Annotated in this window: 13 protein-coding genes, 1 rRNA gene and 1 other annotated feature; of the genes, 1 reads left to right on the top strand and 13 read right to left on the bottom strand. The window is 29.4% G+C overall.

Annotation, left to right across the window (positions count from 1 at the left end; genetic code table 11):
• The 6 genes from BUA21_RS07085 to BUA21_RS07065 all read right to left on the bottom strand — a co-directional run.
• Positions 1 to 262 (bottom strand): 16S ribosomal RNA (locus BUA21_RS07085); the annotation flags it as partial.
• A 24-nt stretch (positions 263 to 286) separates the two neighbouring features.
• The gene (locus tag BUA21_RS14705; RefSeq protein WP_158281651.1) at positions 287 to 448 is read right to left on the bottom strand and encodes a hypothetical protein; all 162 of its coding nucleotides are present in this window, start codon (positions 446 to 448) and stop codon (positions 287 to 289) included.
• A gap of 166 nt (positions 449 to 614) precedes the next feature.
• Complete coding sequence (locus tag BUA21_RS07080; protein WP_072744100.1) at positions 615 to 1,526, bottom strand: bifunctional enoyl-CoA hydratase/phosphate acetyltransferase; 912 nt, start codon at positions 1,524 to 1,526, stop codon at positions 615 to 617.
• 65 nt (positions 1,527 to 1,591) lie between these two features.
• The gene (locus BUA21_RS07075; RefSeq protein WP_072744099.1) at positions 1,592 to 2,734 is read right to left on the bottom strand and encodes a tetratricopeptide repeat protein; all 1,143 of its coding nucleotides are present in this window, start codon (positions 2,732 to 2,734) and stop codon (positions 1,592 to 1,594) included.
• Positions 2,735 to 2,746: 12 nt separating this feature from the next.
• Positions 2,747 to 3,505, bottom strand: a complete 759-nt coding sequence (locus BUA21_RS07070; protein ID WP_072744098.1) for a hypothetical protein — start codon at positions 3,503 to 3,505, stop codon at positions 2,747 to 2,749.
• A 13-nt stretch (positions 3,506 to 3,518) separates the two neighbouring features.
• The gene (locus BUA21_RS07065; RefSeq protein WP_072744097.1) at positions 3,519 to 5,291 is read right to left on the bottom strand and encodes a B12-binding domain-containing radical SAM protein; all 1,773 of its coding nucleotides are present in this window, start codon (positions 5,289 to 5,291) and stop codon (positions 3,519 to 3,521) included.
• A gap of 178 nt (positions 5,292 to 5,469) precedes the next feature.
• Here BUA21_RS07065 and BUA21_RS07060 point away from each other — a divergent pair, with 178 nt between their 5' ends.
• A complete protein-coding gene (locus BUA21_RS07060) occupies positions 5,470 to 5,664 on the top strand; it encodes a hypothetical protein (RefSeq protein WP_072744096.1) in 195 nt (64 codons plus the stop codon).
• 21 nt (positions 5,665 to 5,685) lie between these two features.
• Here BUA21_RS07060 and BUA21_RS07055 read toward each other — a convergent pair whose 3' ends face one another.
• The 7 genes from BUA21_RS07055 to pheS all read right to left on the bottom strand — a co-directional run bounded on the left by BUA21_RS07055 (position 5,686) and on the right by pheS (position 17,618).
• Complete coding sequence (locus BUA21_RS07055; RefSeq protein ID WP_072744095.1) at positions 5,686 to 6,645, bottom strand: hypothetical protein; 960 nt, start codon at positions 6,643 to 6,645, stop codon at positions 5,686 to 5,688.
• Positions 6,646 to 6,657: 12 nt separating this feature from the next.
• Positions 6,658 to 8,358 carry an arginine--tRNA ligase gene (gene argS / locus BUA21_RS07050; RefSeq protein WP_072744094.1) on the bottom strand — a complete coding sequence of 567 codons (1,701 nt, stop codon included), beginning with the start codon at positions 8,356 to 8,358 and terminating at the stop codon, positions 6,658 to 6,660.
• Between the two features lie 47 nt (positions 8,359 to 8,405).
• Positions 8,406 to 8,611: a binding site (T-box leader), on the bottom strand.
• Positions 8,612 to 8,666: 55 nt separating this feature from the next.
• Positions 8,667 to 11,045 carry an endonuclease MutS2 gene (locus BUA21_RS07045; RefSeq protein ID WP_072744093.1) on the bottom strand — a complete coding sequence of 793 codons (2,379 nt, stop codon included), beginning with the start codon at positions 11,043 to 11,045 and terminating at the stop codon, positions 8,667 to 8,669.
• Between the two features lie 21 nt (positions 11,046 to 11,066).
• A complete protein-coding gene (locus tag BUA21_RS07040) occupies positions 11,067 to 13,502 on the bottom strand; it encodes a DUF3656 domain-containing U32 family peptidase (protein ID WP_072744092.1) in 2,436 nt (811 codons plus the stop codon).
• A 5-nt stretch (positions 13,503 to 13,507) separates the two neighbouring features.
• The gene (locus BUA21_RS07035) at positions 13,508 to 14,077 is read right to left on the bottom strand and encodes a cell division protein ZapA (protein ID WP_072744091.1); all 570 of its coding nucleotides are present in this window, start codon (positions 14,075 to 14,077) and stop codon (positions 13,508 to 13,510) included.
• A 103-nt stretch (positions 14,078 to 14,180) separates the two neighbouring features.
• Entirely contained in the window at positions 14,181 to 16,577 is a 2,397-nt protein-coding gene (gene pheT, locus BUA21_RS07030; protein ID WP_072744090.1) for a phenylalanine--tRNA ligase subunit beta, read from the bottom strand.
• A gap of 18 nt (positions 16,578 to 16,595) precedes the next feature.
• A complete protein-coding gene (gene pheS / locus BUA21_RS07025; RefSeq protein WP_072744089.1) occupies positions 16,596 to 17,618 on the bottom strand; it encodes a phenylalanine--tRNA ligase subunit alpha in 1,023 nt (340 codons plus the stop codon).
• Positions 17,619 to 17,683: the final 65 nt, after the last annotated feature.

Raw genomic sequence — 17,683 nt, 5'->3', positions numbered from 1 at the left:
TAATGGGACGCGAGTCCATCTTATACCGCTTAATCGCTTTGACTTGAAAATCATGCGATCCTCAAGTATCATAGGGTATTAATCCCGGTTTCCCGAGGCTATCCCCTAGTACAAGGCAGGTTCCTCACGCGTTACTCACCCGTCCGCCGCTAAGAAATATATATTTCCATCCGAAGATTTCTTTATATATTCTTCGCTCGACTTGCATGTGTTAGGCACGCCGCCAGCGTTCGTCCTGAGCCAGGATCAAACTCTCATAAAAAAGTTTTACCTGTCTTAATAATTTTTAATTAAACTCAAGGATTGTTTCACGCTGTTCAATTGTCATGGTTCTTTTGAGTTGCTTTATCAATATAGCATATTCTAAAACCTTTGTCAACTTTTTTTCGCTAACTTTTTTAAAATCTTTTGCTATATTTCCTGAAGCAACAATATGAAATGTTATCATATTATTTGCCCTTTGTCAATACTTAATTTGTTCCCTTGTCCAAAGGACATATATTAAATTAGCACATTTTTAGCTATTGTTCAACTTTATATTTGCTAAAAAAACATAAAATAATGTGAATTATATAATTAAAACTCCCATATTCTCATTTTTATTCACTTTTTCATTAAAGTTGATATTTTGAAATTATACTTCCTAATGCTATTGAATAAAGTTTTGCTTCATGACTATCAGCTCTTGATACTAAAACAACTGGAGCTTTAGCTCCCATGACTATTCCTGCAGATTTCCCTCCTGCAAAATAAGTTATACTTTTTCCTATTCCATTTCCCATCTCTATATTTGGTACTAATAGTATATCAGCATCCCCTGCAACCTTGCTATTATATCCTTTAATTTCTGCTGCATGCCTTGAAACAGCTAAATCAAGAGCCATAGGTCCATCTACTATTACTCCACTTTCAAACTTTCCATTATCACACATTTTTTTTAGTTCATCAGCATGAACCGTTGCTTCCATCTTGGGATTAACTTTTTCTTTAGCAGCAAGACATGCAACTTTTACTTCATCATTTCCAAGTGCTTTGCAAACTTTAACACTATTCTCAATGATTTTTACTTTATCTTCTAACCCAGGCACTAGATTCATACCTCCATCTGTTAGATAGATTATCTTATGATAGCTAGGTATCTCATACAACATAGTATGACTCAAAAGGCTATCTGTTCTAAGACCATATTCCTTGTTTAATATTTGTTTTAAGAGAATAGATGTATCTATTAGTCCTTTCATTATAAAATGTGCTCTACCTTCGCTTACAGCTCTTACTCCAATTTCTGCTGCTCTAGTCAAGTCACTCTCATCAATCATCTCACAATTTTGAAGTCTAAGCCCTTTTTCTTTAATAATACTCTTGGTTTTCTTCTTATCTCCAATTAAAATAGGTTCAATTATTCCAATGTTTCTAGCTTCTGACACTGCTTCTAGTACTTCCTCATCATGTGAAGCAACTACTGCTAACTTCATTTTTTCTTCATAATCAAACTTTAAAAGTTCTTCCAACTTATTTATTGCCATATATACTCCCCCTTGAAGTTATTTTATAATTTGAATTTCAAAATATTAAATATTCAACATAATTATTATACATTATTTATTCGCTTTATCTCATCTAAATTCATTTTAAACCTTTTGACTATTTCATCTTGAGGAGCTAATTTATAAGCTCTTTCTATATCTAATGTAGCCACGTCATATAAACCTAATTGATAATATACAACTCCTCTGTTACATATTATTTTATAATCATTTTCATCTTTATCTATCCCAATCGTAAAAGCTTCTATGGCTTCTTTAAATTTTCCAATTGAAAAAAGGCATATACCTAGTTCATTGTACAAATCCACTACGTCTCCATTTAACTCAATCCCATTATTAAAATGTTCTATAGACTCTTCTAAATTTCCTGCTTCTTTGAAACACAAGCCTATCATGTATTCTAAATTCCACCAATTTTCATGCTTTATTTTTAAGTTTATAAATTTTTCTAATGCTCTATCATATTTACCTGAATAAAAAAGATTAAGTCCCTCTTCATAATTAGAATCATCTTCAATACTAGCTATCTCTTCCCTAATTTCTTGTTTTCTCTCTTTATCATCATCTAACAGTAAAAATCTCTCCCATATGATTTTAGCCTTTAAAAATTGCCCAAAATATTTATAATGATATCCAAGTTTATAATAAGCAAGAGAATAATTTTCTGATATATCTAATATGGTCTCAAAATATTTAGTAGCTTCCTTTAAGAAGACTTCTCCTTCTTCTTCCCTGCCAATACGAATCAAATTTTTCGCCTTTTCTTCTAAGCAAATACCATAATTAAACATTCCATTTATATTTTCGCTATCAATATTAATTAAAGCTCTAAAATAAACTATCGCTAATTCATAGTTTGATTCTGTCAAAAATATCATGCCTTTATTAAAAATATAATCTTTTATTTCACAGTTATATGCAAACAATATTTCTATATACTTGTCCCTATATTTAAAATTTGAGTCTACACCCAGAGTATAGATAATTCCCTCAATTATATGAGAAATTTTTATCTCCTCATATATTTTTCCCTTGTTTATTTCTTCAACTAAGACATCCGTTATAATAGGCAAGGGTATATAATCCTCTATGGTGTAGTCATTCACTTCAATAAACGAATCTTCTTTTAGCTCTATAAACGACAAATTTTTAGTTTTTCCTTTAAAATAATTTTCTATCATTTCCATGTTCATCACCCACTACTCATTAAGTTTTTTCATATACATTCTCTTTCTCATAGTGCTAGTACTTAAAAGTTCAAATAAATAACCTCTGTATATCATGAAAAAAGAAAATAAAAATTGACCAAAAAGATAATTAAATATTCCTTTTATAGAAAAGTCAAAATCATACATTATGTGAGTCATAAACACATCTGATATGATATTGCCTGTCAATTTATACAATATAAAGAAAAATAATATATTTGGTATTAGCCAATTTAACCAATTTTCTTTCATAAAATCAAAAGAATAAGTTATTGATTCCCAAGGTGAATAAGATTTTTGATAAACTATCTCTGGAAGTGGATTAAATATTATAAGTATCAATAAATTTATTATAATATTTATCCTGGTTGAAACAGTAGGTGCAATATTTCCTAATCCTCCTAATAAAAAATTTAGAATCCATGCAATAAAAAATATGCCATATACTTTCCAAAGAAAATAACTAAAACCTTCTTTGACATTTTTTAAAGTAACTCTATCGTATTTTATCACATTAAATAATAAATAAAGATAATTAGATATAAGACTACTCGATATTATGGCTGCAGCAAATCCAACCAGTATATTTAAAAAACCTCTGAATAAATAGTTAATTATACTAAACAACACCAAATTTAAAAAAGTATATAAAAATCCAGAAAAGATGATAGGCCAGTTTTTGCCAAAACCTCTTCCTGTTTTTTTAATTGCAGTAGAATTTACATAATAAATATCTTTAAATATATTCAAAAAAATACCCTCCCTAGATTTCATTAAATTTTTTAGTAATGTCTTTTACTCTGCATCTACTTATTACCTTATCTTTTCTATAATTAAACAATATAAAATTTTCTCCCATATGCAAAGAATTTAAATCATAATCCTCATATATTAAACTTAATATGTCAAATTTAAAAGCTTCAATATGGATTTCATTTATCACTTTTTTTGTAGGGATATCTACATACTCTGGTAAAAACTCAGCCACATTTTCCCTTATTTTAAGAAAATCATGTTTTTTGTTTTGTATTTCATCTATACTGAATCTTTTAAAATAAGTTGGTATAGTAGGATTTTTATTGTTAAATATAAAGTCATATTTCAATACCTCACTAAATATATCTAAATTTTCCCCAATAGTCTGTTCATAAAAACAATACAATATTTTATACAATTCATTTCTACTATGAGAAATCCTATGATAAGTTTTAGACTCCCATTGAAAAGCAAAATCTTCATAAAAATCAAAAGGATTTTCATAATAATTTTTTATAATATAAAGCAATGAATTTTCAAAAAAACCCTCATTTCCATACTTTTCTACCAAGTCTTCAATGGTTTTTAGTTTTAACATTTCATCATAAGAAATATAATTTGTCTCCAGTACTTCATATGGAGGTTTGTCTAGATACTTAAATCCATATATATCAGCATCTTTTCTCAATTCGGATCCCTTCAACAGTTTCAAAAATCCCAATTGTAGCTTTTCAGGTCTCAATTCATATACATCATTAAATGATTTTTCAAAAGAACTGTAATCTTCATAGGGAAGACCTGCAATTAAATCTAAATGCTGATGTATATTTCCATAACTTTTTATAGTTTTAGTAACATTTTTCAATTTTTCAATATCTGTAACTCTACCTATAGCCTCGATAGTTTCTAAATTTGTCGATTGTACTCCAATTTCAAACTGGAAAAGTCCTTCTTTTGCATTGCTCAAAAAACTTAGCATTTCATCATCTAACAAATGAGCTGTGACTTCAAAATGGAAATTTATATTTTGGGGATCCTTCTCCATAATAAAATTCATAATTTCCATAGCATAATCTTTATTAGTATTAAAAGTTCTATCAACAAATTTTACTTGTTTTACTTTTGCATCTATTAGTCTTCCTAAATCATCTTTCACTCTGTCTAGACTAAAAAATCTAACACCTTTTATAGTAGATGAAAGACAAAATTTACAACCAAAAGGACAGCCTCTTGAACTTTCAAAATAAACAATCTTGTCCTTGAAATCATCTAAGTCTTCAATATATGGTGAAGGTATAATATCTAGATTTTCAATTAGCGGTCTAGGCTTATTTTTGATTATTTTCCCATCTTCTCTGAATATCAATCCTTTTATATCATAAAACTCATTCTTATCATCTATTAAATCCAAAATGAGTTCTCTAAAAGTTATCTCACCTTCTCCATAGATTATAAAATCAATATAATCACAATTTTTAAGCACTTCTTCTCCATCAAAAGAAACTTCTGGCCCCCCTAATATTATTTTAATATTGGGATTGACAATTTTTAACCTTTCACAGATTTCTAAAGTATTTTCTATATTCCAAATATAGCATGAAAACGCAACTATATCTGGATTTTCTTTGTATATTTCTCCAGTTATAAAATCTGTATTTTGATTTATAGTAAACTCTCGAATATACATATTGGGTATATCATGGCAAAAACTTTTTAAATATCTTATTGAAAGGGATGAGTGTATAAATTTTGAGTTTAAAGTAGATATTATTGTATTCATAATATATCCTTCCTTTTTAAATTATTCATATCCATTATAGCATAATAAATATAAGTTAGATTTTATAAAATCTGTCTAGCTATAAAACATATTTTTTGTAGAATTTTTTGTTTTTAAGAAGGTTTTTATACTTTTTTATAGAATATATAATTAAATATTTGTAGGAAGGGGTAAGTATATGCACGAATTTGAAAAAATTTCTATTGCTGAAATGTCAAAAAAAGATATGCTAATGATCCTTGAAGCTCTTGAATATACAGGAAAAAACACTAATATTGAGGCTTTTATGAATTTAAAAAATAGTATTATAAAAGAGTTAAGCTTACTTGCAGATAGTAGTGAGGATGAATTTTTAGAATACTTACAAAGATAGGCCCTCTAAATCTTGAGGACCCTATCTTTTAAATTCATATATACCTGATTTTGTCTTAAGAACAACCTTTGTCTCTTCTTTTTTTAATACTTTGCATTTGCTTAATAGTGAATGATAAAATTCTTCTCCTTCTTTAAACGAAAATATATTTGGCAAATAATATTTGTCAATAGCCAATAAACTTGGCTCTATTCTACCTTTATTTAACTTGCATAAATAATCACAAAAATTTTCATAAATTCTTATATCTTTTTTATTGGATATGGGGTTTTTGATTGAGTATAGTGCCTTAGCAAAGATACTATACTCAGCTTGAATATTGTTTGCTTGAATATTGTTTTGTGCAGTTCTCAAAGATTCTCGCAAAGTACTAAATTCATTAGAACCCATTCCATTTAAAATATTTATTAAAGCTATTCTTTTTCTTTCAAATTCTATAGAAAATTTTTTAGGATATTTTTCAACTGGCACTCTAAAATATTGAGAAAATTTCTCTAAAAATTCACTTTGAGAAAAATTTATTATTTCACATTTTAACTCATCAACCATTTCTTCATTGTTATTCATTATCAAAAATAGAATCTTGGAAACCATTAGCCCTTCCAATATAGTAGATATATTTCCTGTCGTAAATAAAATATATTTAAGTATTTCTTCTCTTATAATATCCCAATTGTTGTTTGAAAAAACAATTGGAGTTAATCTTATATAGATACTATCATCAAATTCATTCCAATAAACATCAGCATTATTTAAATATATTGAATTCAATAGTGAAGTATTGTCACCTTGTCTATAATAATACCAAAGTTCCATTTCTTTTTCTAATCTATCATAATTAATTCTATTGCCTATTTCATTTTCTTGAGGTAATAGAGATTTTATTGTAATAATAGTTACTTCACTAATATATCTTTTCTCTTCATTATCAATCAAACTAAATGCACTTAAAAGAAAATTTTTGACAACTTCTTCATTCATGAATATTCTCCTCTACATTTTTTCAGGAGCTTCTATACCCAACAATGAAAGTCCTGTTTTTAAAACAACTTTTGTAGCATAAACTAAATGCAATCTAGCTGTTTTCAAATCTTCCTCCTCTGTAAGTATTGGACAATTGTGATAAAACCTATTAAATGCCTTAGCTATTTCTACTATTTGACGAGTAACAAAGGAAGGTTCATTTTTTTCTGCACTATCTATTATAACATTTGGAAAACCATATAAAAGCCTTATAATATTCATTTCCTCTTCAGTATTCAACAATGAATAGTCCACTTCATCTTCTATAGAAAAATTACTTTTCCCTAAAAGGCTACTTGCTCTTGCATGAGCATATTGCACATATGGTCCTGTTTCTCCTTCAAAACTCAAAGTCTTATCCCAAGAAAATATATAGTCTTTTATTCTACTGTTAAACAATTCTTGAAACACAATAGCTCCAATTCCTACTTGTTTTGCTACTGCTTCTTTATCATCTAAATCTGGATTTCTTTCATCTATAATATCTCGAGTTTTTTCAACCGCTTTTTTAAGAACATCTTCTAAAAATACTACCTTTCCTTTTCTAGTAGACATAGTTCCTTCTTCAAGACTAACCATTCCAAAAGGTACATGAATGCAATCTTCTGCCCAATCATATCCCATTAATTCTATAACTTTTTTCCATTGTTTAAAGTGAAGTATTTGTTCCGAACCGACCACATAAATATTTTTATAAAAATCAAAATTTTCCTTTCTATAGATAGCTGCTGCTATATCCCTTGTAATGTAAAGAGTGGAACCATCGCTTTTTTTGATTAGAGCAGGTGGCATATTATAGCTTTCTAAATCTACTATTTCAGCACCTTCTGATTTTACTAATAGATTTTTTTCTTCTAACTCTTCAATTACTCTTGGCATTTTATCTGAATAAAAACTTTCTCCAGTAAAATAGTCAAATTTTATGCCTAGCAAATCATAAACTTTGTTAAATTCTTTTAAGCTTATCTCTCTCATCCAATGCCATAATTTTAAAGCTTCTTCATTTCCATCTTCAAGCTTTTTAAACCAGCTCCTAGCTTCATCATTTAAATTATCATTTTTTTCTGCTTCTTCATGGAATTTAACATATAATTTTAAAAGTTCATTTATAGGATCTTTTTCTATAACGCTCCTATCTCCCCAATTCTTATAAGCTACAATTAATTTACCAAATTGGGTCCCATAGTCTCCTAAATGATTAATGGCTATAGTTTTATAACCCAAAAAACTATATATTCTATATAGTGAATGACCTATTATAGTCGTTCTTATATGCCCAATATGAAAAGGTTTAGCAATATTAGGTGAAGAATACTCAACAATGACAGTTTTCCCTTCTCCAAGAGTTGAAGAGCCATATCTTTCATTTTTGCTTTTTATATCATCAAGAACTGTCTTTGCAAGAACTTCTTTATTAACAAAAAAATTCACATATGGACCTACATTTTCAATTCTTTCAAAATATTCATTTTCTCCAATTTTATTTGCAATTTCTTCTGCAATTAGATTTGGTGCTTTTCTAAAAGTTTTAGCTAATTTAAAACATGGAAAAGCATAGTCTCCCATATCATAAGATGGTGGAATTTCAATCAAGGACTCTATTTCACCAATGTCTAGACTACTATCTATTTGAGACATTAAATTGACTGCTTGATTTTTAAAATCTATCATATTCATCCTCCTTAAGTATTTTTTTAGAAAAAAAACTCTCATCTCAATAAAGAGACGAGAGTATATCCCGTGTTACCACTCTAGTTGGCAATTTGCCCACTCATGACTTTTAACGCAGTTGCGTACCATCCTACTATTTTTCAGATGTTATTCTCCAAGGCTCTCTTCAAATATATCTTTGTACTGGGCTTTCACCATCCCCAATTCGCTTTGACAAAACAATATACTCTACTATCCTTTTCACAGAATTTATCTATATATAATTATTAATTATAAATATACAATACAATCATCATTATTTCAAGGACTTATTTAAGTTCCACCACTGTAACTCCACTTCCTCCTTCACCATACTTACCTAATCTATAAGACTTTACATGTTTATGACTTTTTAGAAGACCAGTTATTCCTTCTCTTAAAACTCCTGTACCTTTTCCATGAATTATAAATACTTCTTTCAATCTTGCTAAATAAGCATCATCTAAATATTTATCTAAATCTAGCAATGCTTCATCTAAAGTTTCCCCTCTCAAATCCAATTCATTTTTTACATTTTGTGATTTATTCTTAATTATATTTTTAGTACTTACTTGTGACTTTATTAATTTTTCTTCTTCAGCCCTCTTTAAAGTAGATATATGAACATTTACTTTCATGATACCTACTTGAACATTTACATTCCCATCATCATCAGCTTGAGAAAGTACAGTCCCACATTGCCCTAATGATAATATTTCTACTGTTTCCCCCTCTTTTAAGTTTTTAGGAGGTTTATTGTTTTTAACTTTCATTAAATTATCTGATAAATCTCTTTCTACTTCATTGAGATTTTCTTTCAATTTGTCTTGTGCTTCTTGAATTTTCTTATTTTTTTCTTTTTCTATTTCAATAGAAATATCTCTCAATTCATCAACTATACTATCTGATTCTTCTTTTGCCTTTCTAATTATACTTCTTGCTTCTTCTTTTGCCTTCTTAATTATATCTTCTCTTGCATTGAAGGTTTTCTCCTTTTCTCTAGTCAATTCTTGTTTTAGATTTTCAATTTCTTCTCGCAATTTTTCTGTCTCAATTTTGTTTTCCTCAACTATTCGCCTATCTTTTTCTATAGCTTGAAGTACATCTTCAAATTGTATATTTTCTTTTGAAATAAGTTCTCTTGCATGATCAATTATATAATCGTTGAGTCCAAGGCGTTTAGATATCTCAAAAGCATTAGATTTTCCTGGAACACCAATCAATAGTCTATAGGTAGGGCTCAAGGTTTCTACATCAAATTCTACAGATGCATTTTCTATTCCCTCTTTAGTCAATGCATATACTTTTAACTCACTATAATGCGTAGTAGCTATAGTTCTTGCATTTATCCCATGCAAATAGTCTAGAATTGACATGGCAAGTGCTGCGCCTTCTGTAGGATCCGTTCCTGCTCCCAATTCATCAAATAGTGCTAAACTATTTTCATCTATATTTTCAAGTATTTCAACTATATTGGTCATATGAGCAGAAAAAGTACTTAAACTTTGCTCAATACTCTGCTCATCACCTATATCCGCAAATACATGATCAAAAACAGCTACCCTTGAATTGTAGTCTGCTGGTATATGAAGGCCTGCCTGAGACATCAAGGTCAACAATCCTACGGTTTTTAAAGTAACAGTCTTCCCTCCCGTATTAGGCCCTGTAACGACTAATGTATTAAAATCCTTTCCTATATATAAATCAATTGGTACTACCTTTTTTACTTGTAATAGTGGATGTCTAGCTTTTTTAATATCTATATAGCCTTCAGAATTAAGAATTGGTTTAGTTCCATCCATATCAAGAGCTAACTTGCCCTTTGCAAATATAAAATCAATTTTCTCTAGTATTTTTTGATTTTCAATTATACTTTCAGATTCTTCAGCAACTAGCGCTGTCAATTCAGATAGTATTCTTTCAATTTCTTTTTGTTCTTTTATCTCTAGTTCCTTCAATTCATTGTTTAATTCTACAACAGCCATAGGCTCAATAAACAATGTAGCACCACTTGAAGATTGATCATGTACCAATCCAGGAAAATTTGATTTATTTTCCTGCTTTACTGGCACCACATATCTTCCTTCCCTCATAGTAACAATACCATCTTGTAAATACTTTTTATACTTTGATGAATTTATTATTGAATTTAATTTATCTCTTATGGCATCATTCTTAGCTATTATTTGTCTTCTTATAGTTTTTAATTGAGGACTAGCATTGTCAGATATCTCCTCTTCACTTATAATTGCATTATTTATATTTTCCTCAATATTTCTAAAAGGTTTTAATTCACTCACAAGTCCTTCTATTATAGGATAATTTGAATCTTTATCCTCACTTGTTTCTTTTATATGATTTTTAAGGCTTCGTGAAACTCGTAAAGAGTCAGAAATTTTAAGTAAACTACCAGGTGATAATACCCCTCCTATTTCAGCTCTTTTAGCCTCTGTTCTAATATCCTTTATGCCATATAGAGGAGGACTACCTCTTTTAATTAAAAGAGACAATGCCTCGTCAGTTTCTCTTTGCATATGTTCTATTTCTTCTATATCCGTCGATGGTTTAAGATCTTTTGCTATTTCCCTTCCTAAAGAAGATTCAGTCTTTTCTTTTAATTTATCAATTATTTTATAATATTCTAAAACTTTTAATGTCTTGTCGTTCATTTTATCACCTCAATACAAGAATCATAAAACTCCTCTAAAATAATGTCCTCTAGTCAAACCTGTATTTTTCCTATGAAAATCTAAAAACATCTCTAAATCTCTTTCATTCAAATTTCCATGTATATATTCATAAAAAGCTTCCTGTATAGAATAAATATCATCTTCTTCAAACGTATAGTCTATTCTTATCATATTTACTCCACTATCATATATGTTATTTAATTCTTCTATAACCATGAGAGGAACACTGTTGTAAATAGTGGTTATACTTTCATTTCTAACAATGGGAAAAACTTTACCTAATCTATCCTTTAGTCCATATCCAGTTCTATATTTACAATATTTACAGTTTTTATTGTTTTGGCAACCTTTAGCTAAAGATATAGGACAATGTTTCGTAACCATTAGAGGTAAATATCCATAACCAATTGTTTCATATATGTTTTCACCTTTTTTACAAATTTCCTTTATTTGCTGTAAAGTAAGTTCAGGAGACAACGTGATACTATTTACTCTATTTTCGTTTAATGCTCTAGCAGTAATACTATTGTATACATTTAATCCTATATCCCCATGAATATTTAATTCAAAATTATTTTTGACAAGATTTAGAGTCCCTAAATTAGACACAGACACGCCATCTACTTCTTTATATATTTGTTCTAACTTGCCATTTAATTTTTTTAATTCGTCTTCATTAAGGATTTTATCTGTATAAATATAAGCTTCCTTTCCTCTCTTTTTTATTTCATTTAAACAATTCTCCAAATCATCGTCAAATCCCAAATAAATTCTATCCAATTTGTTTAAATCAAGCTTTTCAAACTGCTCTATTTTAGACACTTTAACAGACAACTTTTTATTTAAATCATCTCTACTTTCATTTTTAAATCTAAAAAATTCTTGCACCCTTTCTTCCAGTATGCTTTCATCTATTTTAGCTCTATGATTGAAATTTTTTCTTTTTTCATTTAATAAATCTATTCCCTGTCTTCTCAATTTATTTAAGCTACTTATAGGTAAAAAAGAACCTTCTTCAAGATAAATATTTAAATTATCAATATAATAAGGTTCATCTGACAGTTTTTCTAACTGATTTCGAACTCTTTCTTCTATCAAAGAGACCCTTTGCGCCTTTTCTACTAGCTCTTCACTTTCAACACTGATAGTATAATTTTCATCTTTTATAATTAAAACTGCCTTTTTATTTATATATATATAAACATCCATACTTATAGGGTATTTTATATTTTGATTCTCCTCAAAAGTCTCCCTTGTTTTTTCTAACAATTCTCTATTAGATGTTTTATATACTAAAGAGTTATTTTTTATACCTTTTAGATTGTCAATTTTTATAGTAGAGCCTTTTTCCCCTGATATATTTGACATAATTCCTACATATTCGTTCTTACCCTTTGTAAATTCAATTCCATCTCCTATATTTAAATCGTCTTCTAAATTTATATATATATACTTGGGGTCTACTTTTACAACTTTTCCAAGATAAACTCCTCTATTGTTAGGTCTGTCTAAAGAAATAAATTCTCTTCCGAAATTTTCTAATATATATCCACCAGTAAACCCTCTATTAAATATTTCCAATAATTCTTTTTTATCTTCTTTTGTTATTTCATCTATTCCCCTATCTAATGCCTTTCTGTATTTGCTAACAACTAGAGCAACATATTCTGGTTTTTTCATTCTTCCTTCAATTTTTAGGGATTTTAAACCACTATCTACTATCTTGTCTATATCTTCAATAGTATTTAAATCCTTAGGACTTAGAATATATTTTCCCTCTAACTTCTCAAATACAGTCCTTTCATTTTCTATATCAACAAGGGTATATGGCATTCTACAAGGTTGAGCACAAGTACCTCTATTTCCACTTCTTCCCCCAATAATACTGCTCATAAGGCATTGACCAGAATAACAAACACATAGAGCTCCATGTATAAATCCTTCTAGTTCTATATTGCTTCTTTCTTTTATATATTTAATTTCATTTATAGACAATTCTCTAGCTAATACAACTCTCTTAAATCCCATTTGCTCTAAAAACAGTACTCCCTGCAAATTGTTAATAGTCATTTGAGTACTACCATGAAGCTCAAATTGTGGAAAAACATTTTTTATTAAATAACTAAGTCCAAGGTCTTGGACTATAAGCCCATCCACATCTATTTCATATAGGTATTTTATATAATCTACTGCTTCTTCTATTTCTTTGTCGCTAAACAAAATATTTACAGTAACATAAACTCTTACTCCCCTTAAATGTGCATATTCAACTGCTGTTTTCAAATCTTCCATGCCAAAATTAGATGCATACTGTCTTGCATTAAAAAGTTTTCCTCCTAAATAAACTGCATCTGCGCCATTTTGAACAGCGGCATACAATGCTTCAATATTACCTACAGGAGATAACAATTCCACATAACTATTATTTTTTACCACTAGATTTAACCTTCCTCCCCATCGAAAACTTTTTTATCACTGTCAAATTCCCTCTTAAGCTCTTCTAATTCTTTTTTGGTTTCAACCAATACAATTTGACTTTGAAACAATTTATCTTGCAATTCTTTTATAGTTCTCTGATTTTCTTTTAGTTCTTCTTCCTTAAGATCTAATGCCTGCTCATATTTTTTTATCAATTTATCTGTACTTTCATGAGCTCTTTTTGATTCCAACAACTCATCTTTATATATGCTACATTCTTTTTCTAGTTCCTCAATTTTTTTATTTGCCACATTTAAGCCCTCTGAAGATTTTTCATATTGCTCTAGGGGTTCTTTTACTTCTTTTTTTAGCTCTTCTAGTTCAACATAGGTTCTATAATATTCATCTGCTATATTAAACGCTGCAAGAATAGCCGCCATAGAATCGTTCAATCTGTCATTGTTGGAAACTACATTTTTTATCTTTTCATCTACAAAAGCAGCAATACCTTTAACATATTGCTCCGGCTCACTACCTACAACCGTAAAGTTACGACCATTTATATTTACATTTACTTTTTTCTTTTCTGTCATAACTTACCCTCTCCCTTAATTTAATCATATATAATTATTCTACCTAAATCTTCTTTTTCCTCTATTTTTCACTAAATTAAAGGAGTAGATTTTATCTACCCCTTTAACTTCTAAGATTAGCTTTAAAAGTTTTCTCTATTTCTTGAACTATATTTTGATGAATTTGAGAAACTTCCTCATCTTTTAAAGTTCTTTCGTGAGATCTATAGGTAATTGAAAACGCTACACTCTTCTTGCCTTTTGGTATTTGTTCTCCAGTATACACATCAAACAATTCAACTTTCTCTATAAGCCCCTCACCTTTTGACCAAATCACTTCCTCAATATTTTTGAACATAATATCTTCATCTAATACAATAGCTAAATCTCTAACAATAGCAGGATACTTAGGCAATGGTTTGTACTTCTTTTCTAATTTGGCAATTTCAACTATACCCTCAAAATCCAATTCTGCAATATAAACTCGTTCATCTATATCATAATTTTCTAATACATCAGGATGTAGTTCACCCATGACTCCTAATACTTTGTTTTCATATATAATATTTGATGTTCTTCCAGGATGGAATGTAGGATGATTTTCTTCCCTCAAATAATTACATTTAGTTACTCCTAGTCTCTCTAAAAATATTTCAACTACACCTTTCAAATAGAAATAATCAGTCTCTCCATACATTCCTATGCATAATGTTTTTCTCTCTATAGGTAAATTCTTCACAGGAATTTCTTTAGGTATAAACATATTTCCAATTTCAAAAGCAAAAGCTCTTTCAACACCATAATTATAATTTCTAGACAGTAGTTCCATCATATTTGGTATAAGAGTAGTCCTCATGACACTATAGTCCTCTCCAAGAGGATTGATTATTTGGACACATTGTCTTTTCATACTATCTTCTTTTAAATTTATTTTATTATAAGCTTTAGGACTTATAAATGAATAAGTCATAACTTCATTTGCTCCTAGTCCTTGAAGAATCGCTTTAGATTTATCTTCTATTTGTTTATCATAAGGTTTTTCGCCTTTTGTGAGAACTCCAACTAATGGCTCATTTTTTATATTATGAAATCCATATATTCTCCCTATTTCTTCAATTAAATCGACTTCTCTTTCTAAATCCAATCTAAAAGTAGGAGCTAGAACTTCTAAAAATTCACCTTTATCTTCCACCTTAAGTTCCAAACTTTCAAGTATTTCTATTATCCTGCTTTTTTCAATTTCTATGCCAAGTAGTTTATGTACTCTTTTGGGTCTTATAACAATGCTACTTTCCTTTTTTTCTTGTACATAATTATCAAAATAACCACCAACTACTTTTCCTGCTCCTATTTCCTCAATCAATTGACATACCCTATTGCATGCAGTTTGGCATAAGTTTGGATCTATTCCTTTTTCAAATCTTGAAGAAGCTTCTGTTCTAAGTCCTAATGACTTCGATGTAAGTCTTACACTTCTATCATTAAAATTTGCAGCTTCTATTAAAATAGTATTTGTACAATCGGTTACCTCTGTTTCTAACCCACCCATTACACCAGCTATAGCAACAGGTTTCTCACCATCTGCAATTACTAAGTTAGATGAATTTAAACTTCTCTCTATGCCATCAATAGTAGTAATTTTTTCGGATTCTAATGCTCTTCTTACATATATTTTTTTATCTATTATTTTGTCCAAGTCAAAAGCATGTAGCGGTTCTCCAAATTCTAGCATAACATAGTTTGTTATATCTACTATATTGTTTATAGGTCTCACTCCAGCTTCCATAAGCCTAGTTTGTAACCAGAGTGGAGAACTTTCAATTTTCACATCTTTTATCACCCTTGCAAAATATCTATTGCAAAGTTCTTTATCTAGAATTTCAATTTTTCTCAAATAATCATTTATATTATCTTCTTCCTTACTTATGTTTATACTAGGATATTTCATTTTTTTATTAAGAGTAGCACAAGCTTCTCTAGCCATTCCTACAATACTTAAACAATCTGGTCTGTTAGGTGTTATTTCAAATTCTATTACTTCTCCATACAATCCTAACACTTCTTTTATATCCATTCCCAATGGATATTCTTTATCTAATATAAAAATACCATCTCTTTGCTCTTTAGGTACAACATTATCCTTTACTCCCAATTCCTTTAATGAGCAAAGCATGCCTAAAGACTCTTCTCCCCTTAATTTACCTTTCTTTATTTTAATTCCACCAGGAAGTGTTGCTCCAACCAACGCTACAGGCACATAATCTCCTTCTTTAATATTGGTAGCACCTGTCACTATTTGAAGTTTTTCACGTCCTACATCTGTAATAGTGATACATAGTTTATCAGCATTGGGATGATCCTTAATTTCTAAAATATGTCCTACTACTACATTTTCTATCCCACTATTTAATTCTATAATTGATTCTACATGGGAACCTGACAATGTCAATTTATCAGCTAGTATCTTTGAATCCACGTCAATATCTACATAATCTTTTAGCCATTTTATTGGTAATAACATTTCTATCCTCCTATACAACTAAAATTGATTTAAAAATCTCATATCATTTTCAAACAACAATCTTATATCGTTTATGCCATATTTAACCATAGCAATCCTATCTATTCCTAAACCAAAAGCAAATCCACTATATTTTTCAGGATCTATACCACAATTTTCAAGTACTTTTGGATCTACCATTCCACAGCCCAACAATTCCATACTCCATCCTGTTCCATTACATGCCTCACAACCTTTTCCCTTACATTTTACGCAAGATACATCTACTTCTGCACTCGGTTCTGTAAATGGAAAATAATGTGGCCTAAATCTAGTCTCCATATCTTCTCCAAATAACTCTTTTATAAATGTATCAATAGTATCCATCAGATTTGCCATTGTTACATTTTCATCAATCACAAGGCCTTCAAGCTGATGAAACATTGGAGAATGTGTATCATCCACATCGTCAAATCTAAAAGTTCTTCCAGCTGAGACTATCCTCAAAGGTGGCTTCTTCTCTTTCATGACTCTTATCTGCACAGGTGAAGTATGAGTTCTCAAAAGCATATCCTCCGTTATATAGAATGTATCTGACAAATCTCTCGAAGGATGGTTTTCCGGTGAATTCAATGCATCAAAATTGTTTTGAACCGTCTCAATTTCTGGACCATAAACTACGCTAAAGCCCATACTCAAAAATATATTTTCCAATGCCTCTATAGTTGCCATTAAGGGGTGTCTGTGACCTAAAATTATTTCCTTCCCTGGCATAGATATATCTATTCTTTCTTTTTCTAATTTCTTTTTTTTCATTTCGTTTTTTAAACGTTCTCTTGTAGAATTTAGTTCCGTTTCTATATCTTTTCTTACATCATTGGCTATTTCACCAACAACCGGCCTTTCTTCTTTAGAAAGTTTCCCCATTTCTCTAAGTACCTGTGTAAGCTCTCCTTTTTTGCCTAAAACTTTAATTCTCATTTCTTCTAATTCATCTATACTTTTCATTTTACTGATTTCATTCATTGCTTCTTCTCTAATCTTATATATCTTTTCTTTCATGCTTAAACTCCTTTCATACCTGATAATAAAAAACCTAAATATAAAATAAGACCTATTTCATGCGA

Origin of the sequence: Sporanaerobacter acetigenes DSM 13106 (genome assembly GCF_900130025.1) — a bacterium.
Lineage (GTDB): Bacteria > Bacillota > Clostridia > Tissierellales > Sporanaerobacteraceae > Sporanaerobacter > Sporanaerobacter acetigenes.
Note: the sequence above shows the minus strand (reverse complement) of the source record. Positions and strands in the feature narration are given on the sequence as shown.

Coding starts and splice junctions, on each gene's coding strand:
- BUA21_RS07075 (WP_072744099.1), bottom strand. CDS start 2,734: ATGGAAATGATAGAAAATTATTTTAAAGGAAAAACTAAAAATTTGTCG.
- BUA21_RS07035 (WP_072744091.1), bottom strand. CDS start 14,077: ATGACAGAAAAGAAAAAAGTAAATGTAAATATAAATGGTCGTAACTTT.
- BUA21_RS07055 (WP_072744095.1), bottom strand. CDS start 6,645: ATGAATGAAGAAGTTGTCAAAAATTTTCTTTTAAGTGCATTTAGTTTG.
- argS (WP_072744094.1), bottom strand. CDS start 8,358: ATGATAGATTTTAAAAATCAAGCAGTCAATTTAATGTCTCAAATAGAT.
- pheT (WP_072744090.1), bottom strand. CDS start 16,577: ATGTTATTACCAATAAAATGGCTAAAAGATTATGTAGATATTGACGTG.
- BUA21_RS14705 (WP_158281651.1), bottom strand. CDS start 448: ATGATAACATTTCATATTGTTGCTTCAGGAAATATAGCAAAAGATTTT.
- pheS (WP_072744089.1), bottom strand. CDS start 17,618: ATGAAAGAAAAGATATATAAGATTAGAGAAGAAGCAATGAATGAAATC.
- BUA21_RS07080 (WP_072744100.1), bottom strand. CDS start 1,526: ATGGCAATAAATAAGTTGGAAGAACTTTTAAAGTTTGATTATGAAGAA.
- BUA21_RS07045 (WP_072744093.1), bottom strand. CDS start 11,045: ATGAACGACAAGACATTAAAAGTTTTAGAATATTATAAAATAATTGAT.
- BUA21_RS07065 (WP_072744097.1), bottom strand. CDS start 5,291: ATGAATACAATAATATCTACTTTAAACTCAAAATTTATACACTCATCC.
- BUA21_RS07060 (WP_072744096.1), top strand. CDS start 5,470: ATGCACGAATTTGAAAAAATTTCTATTGCTGAAATGTCAAAAAAAGAT.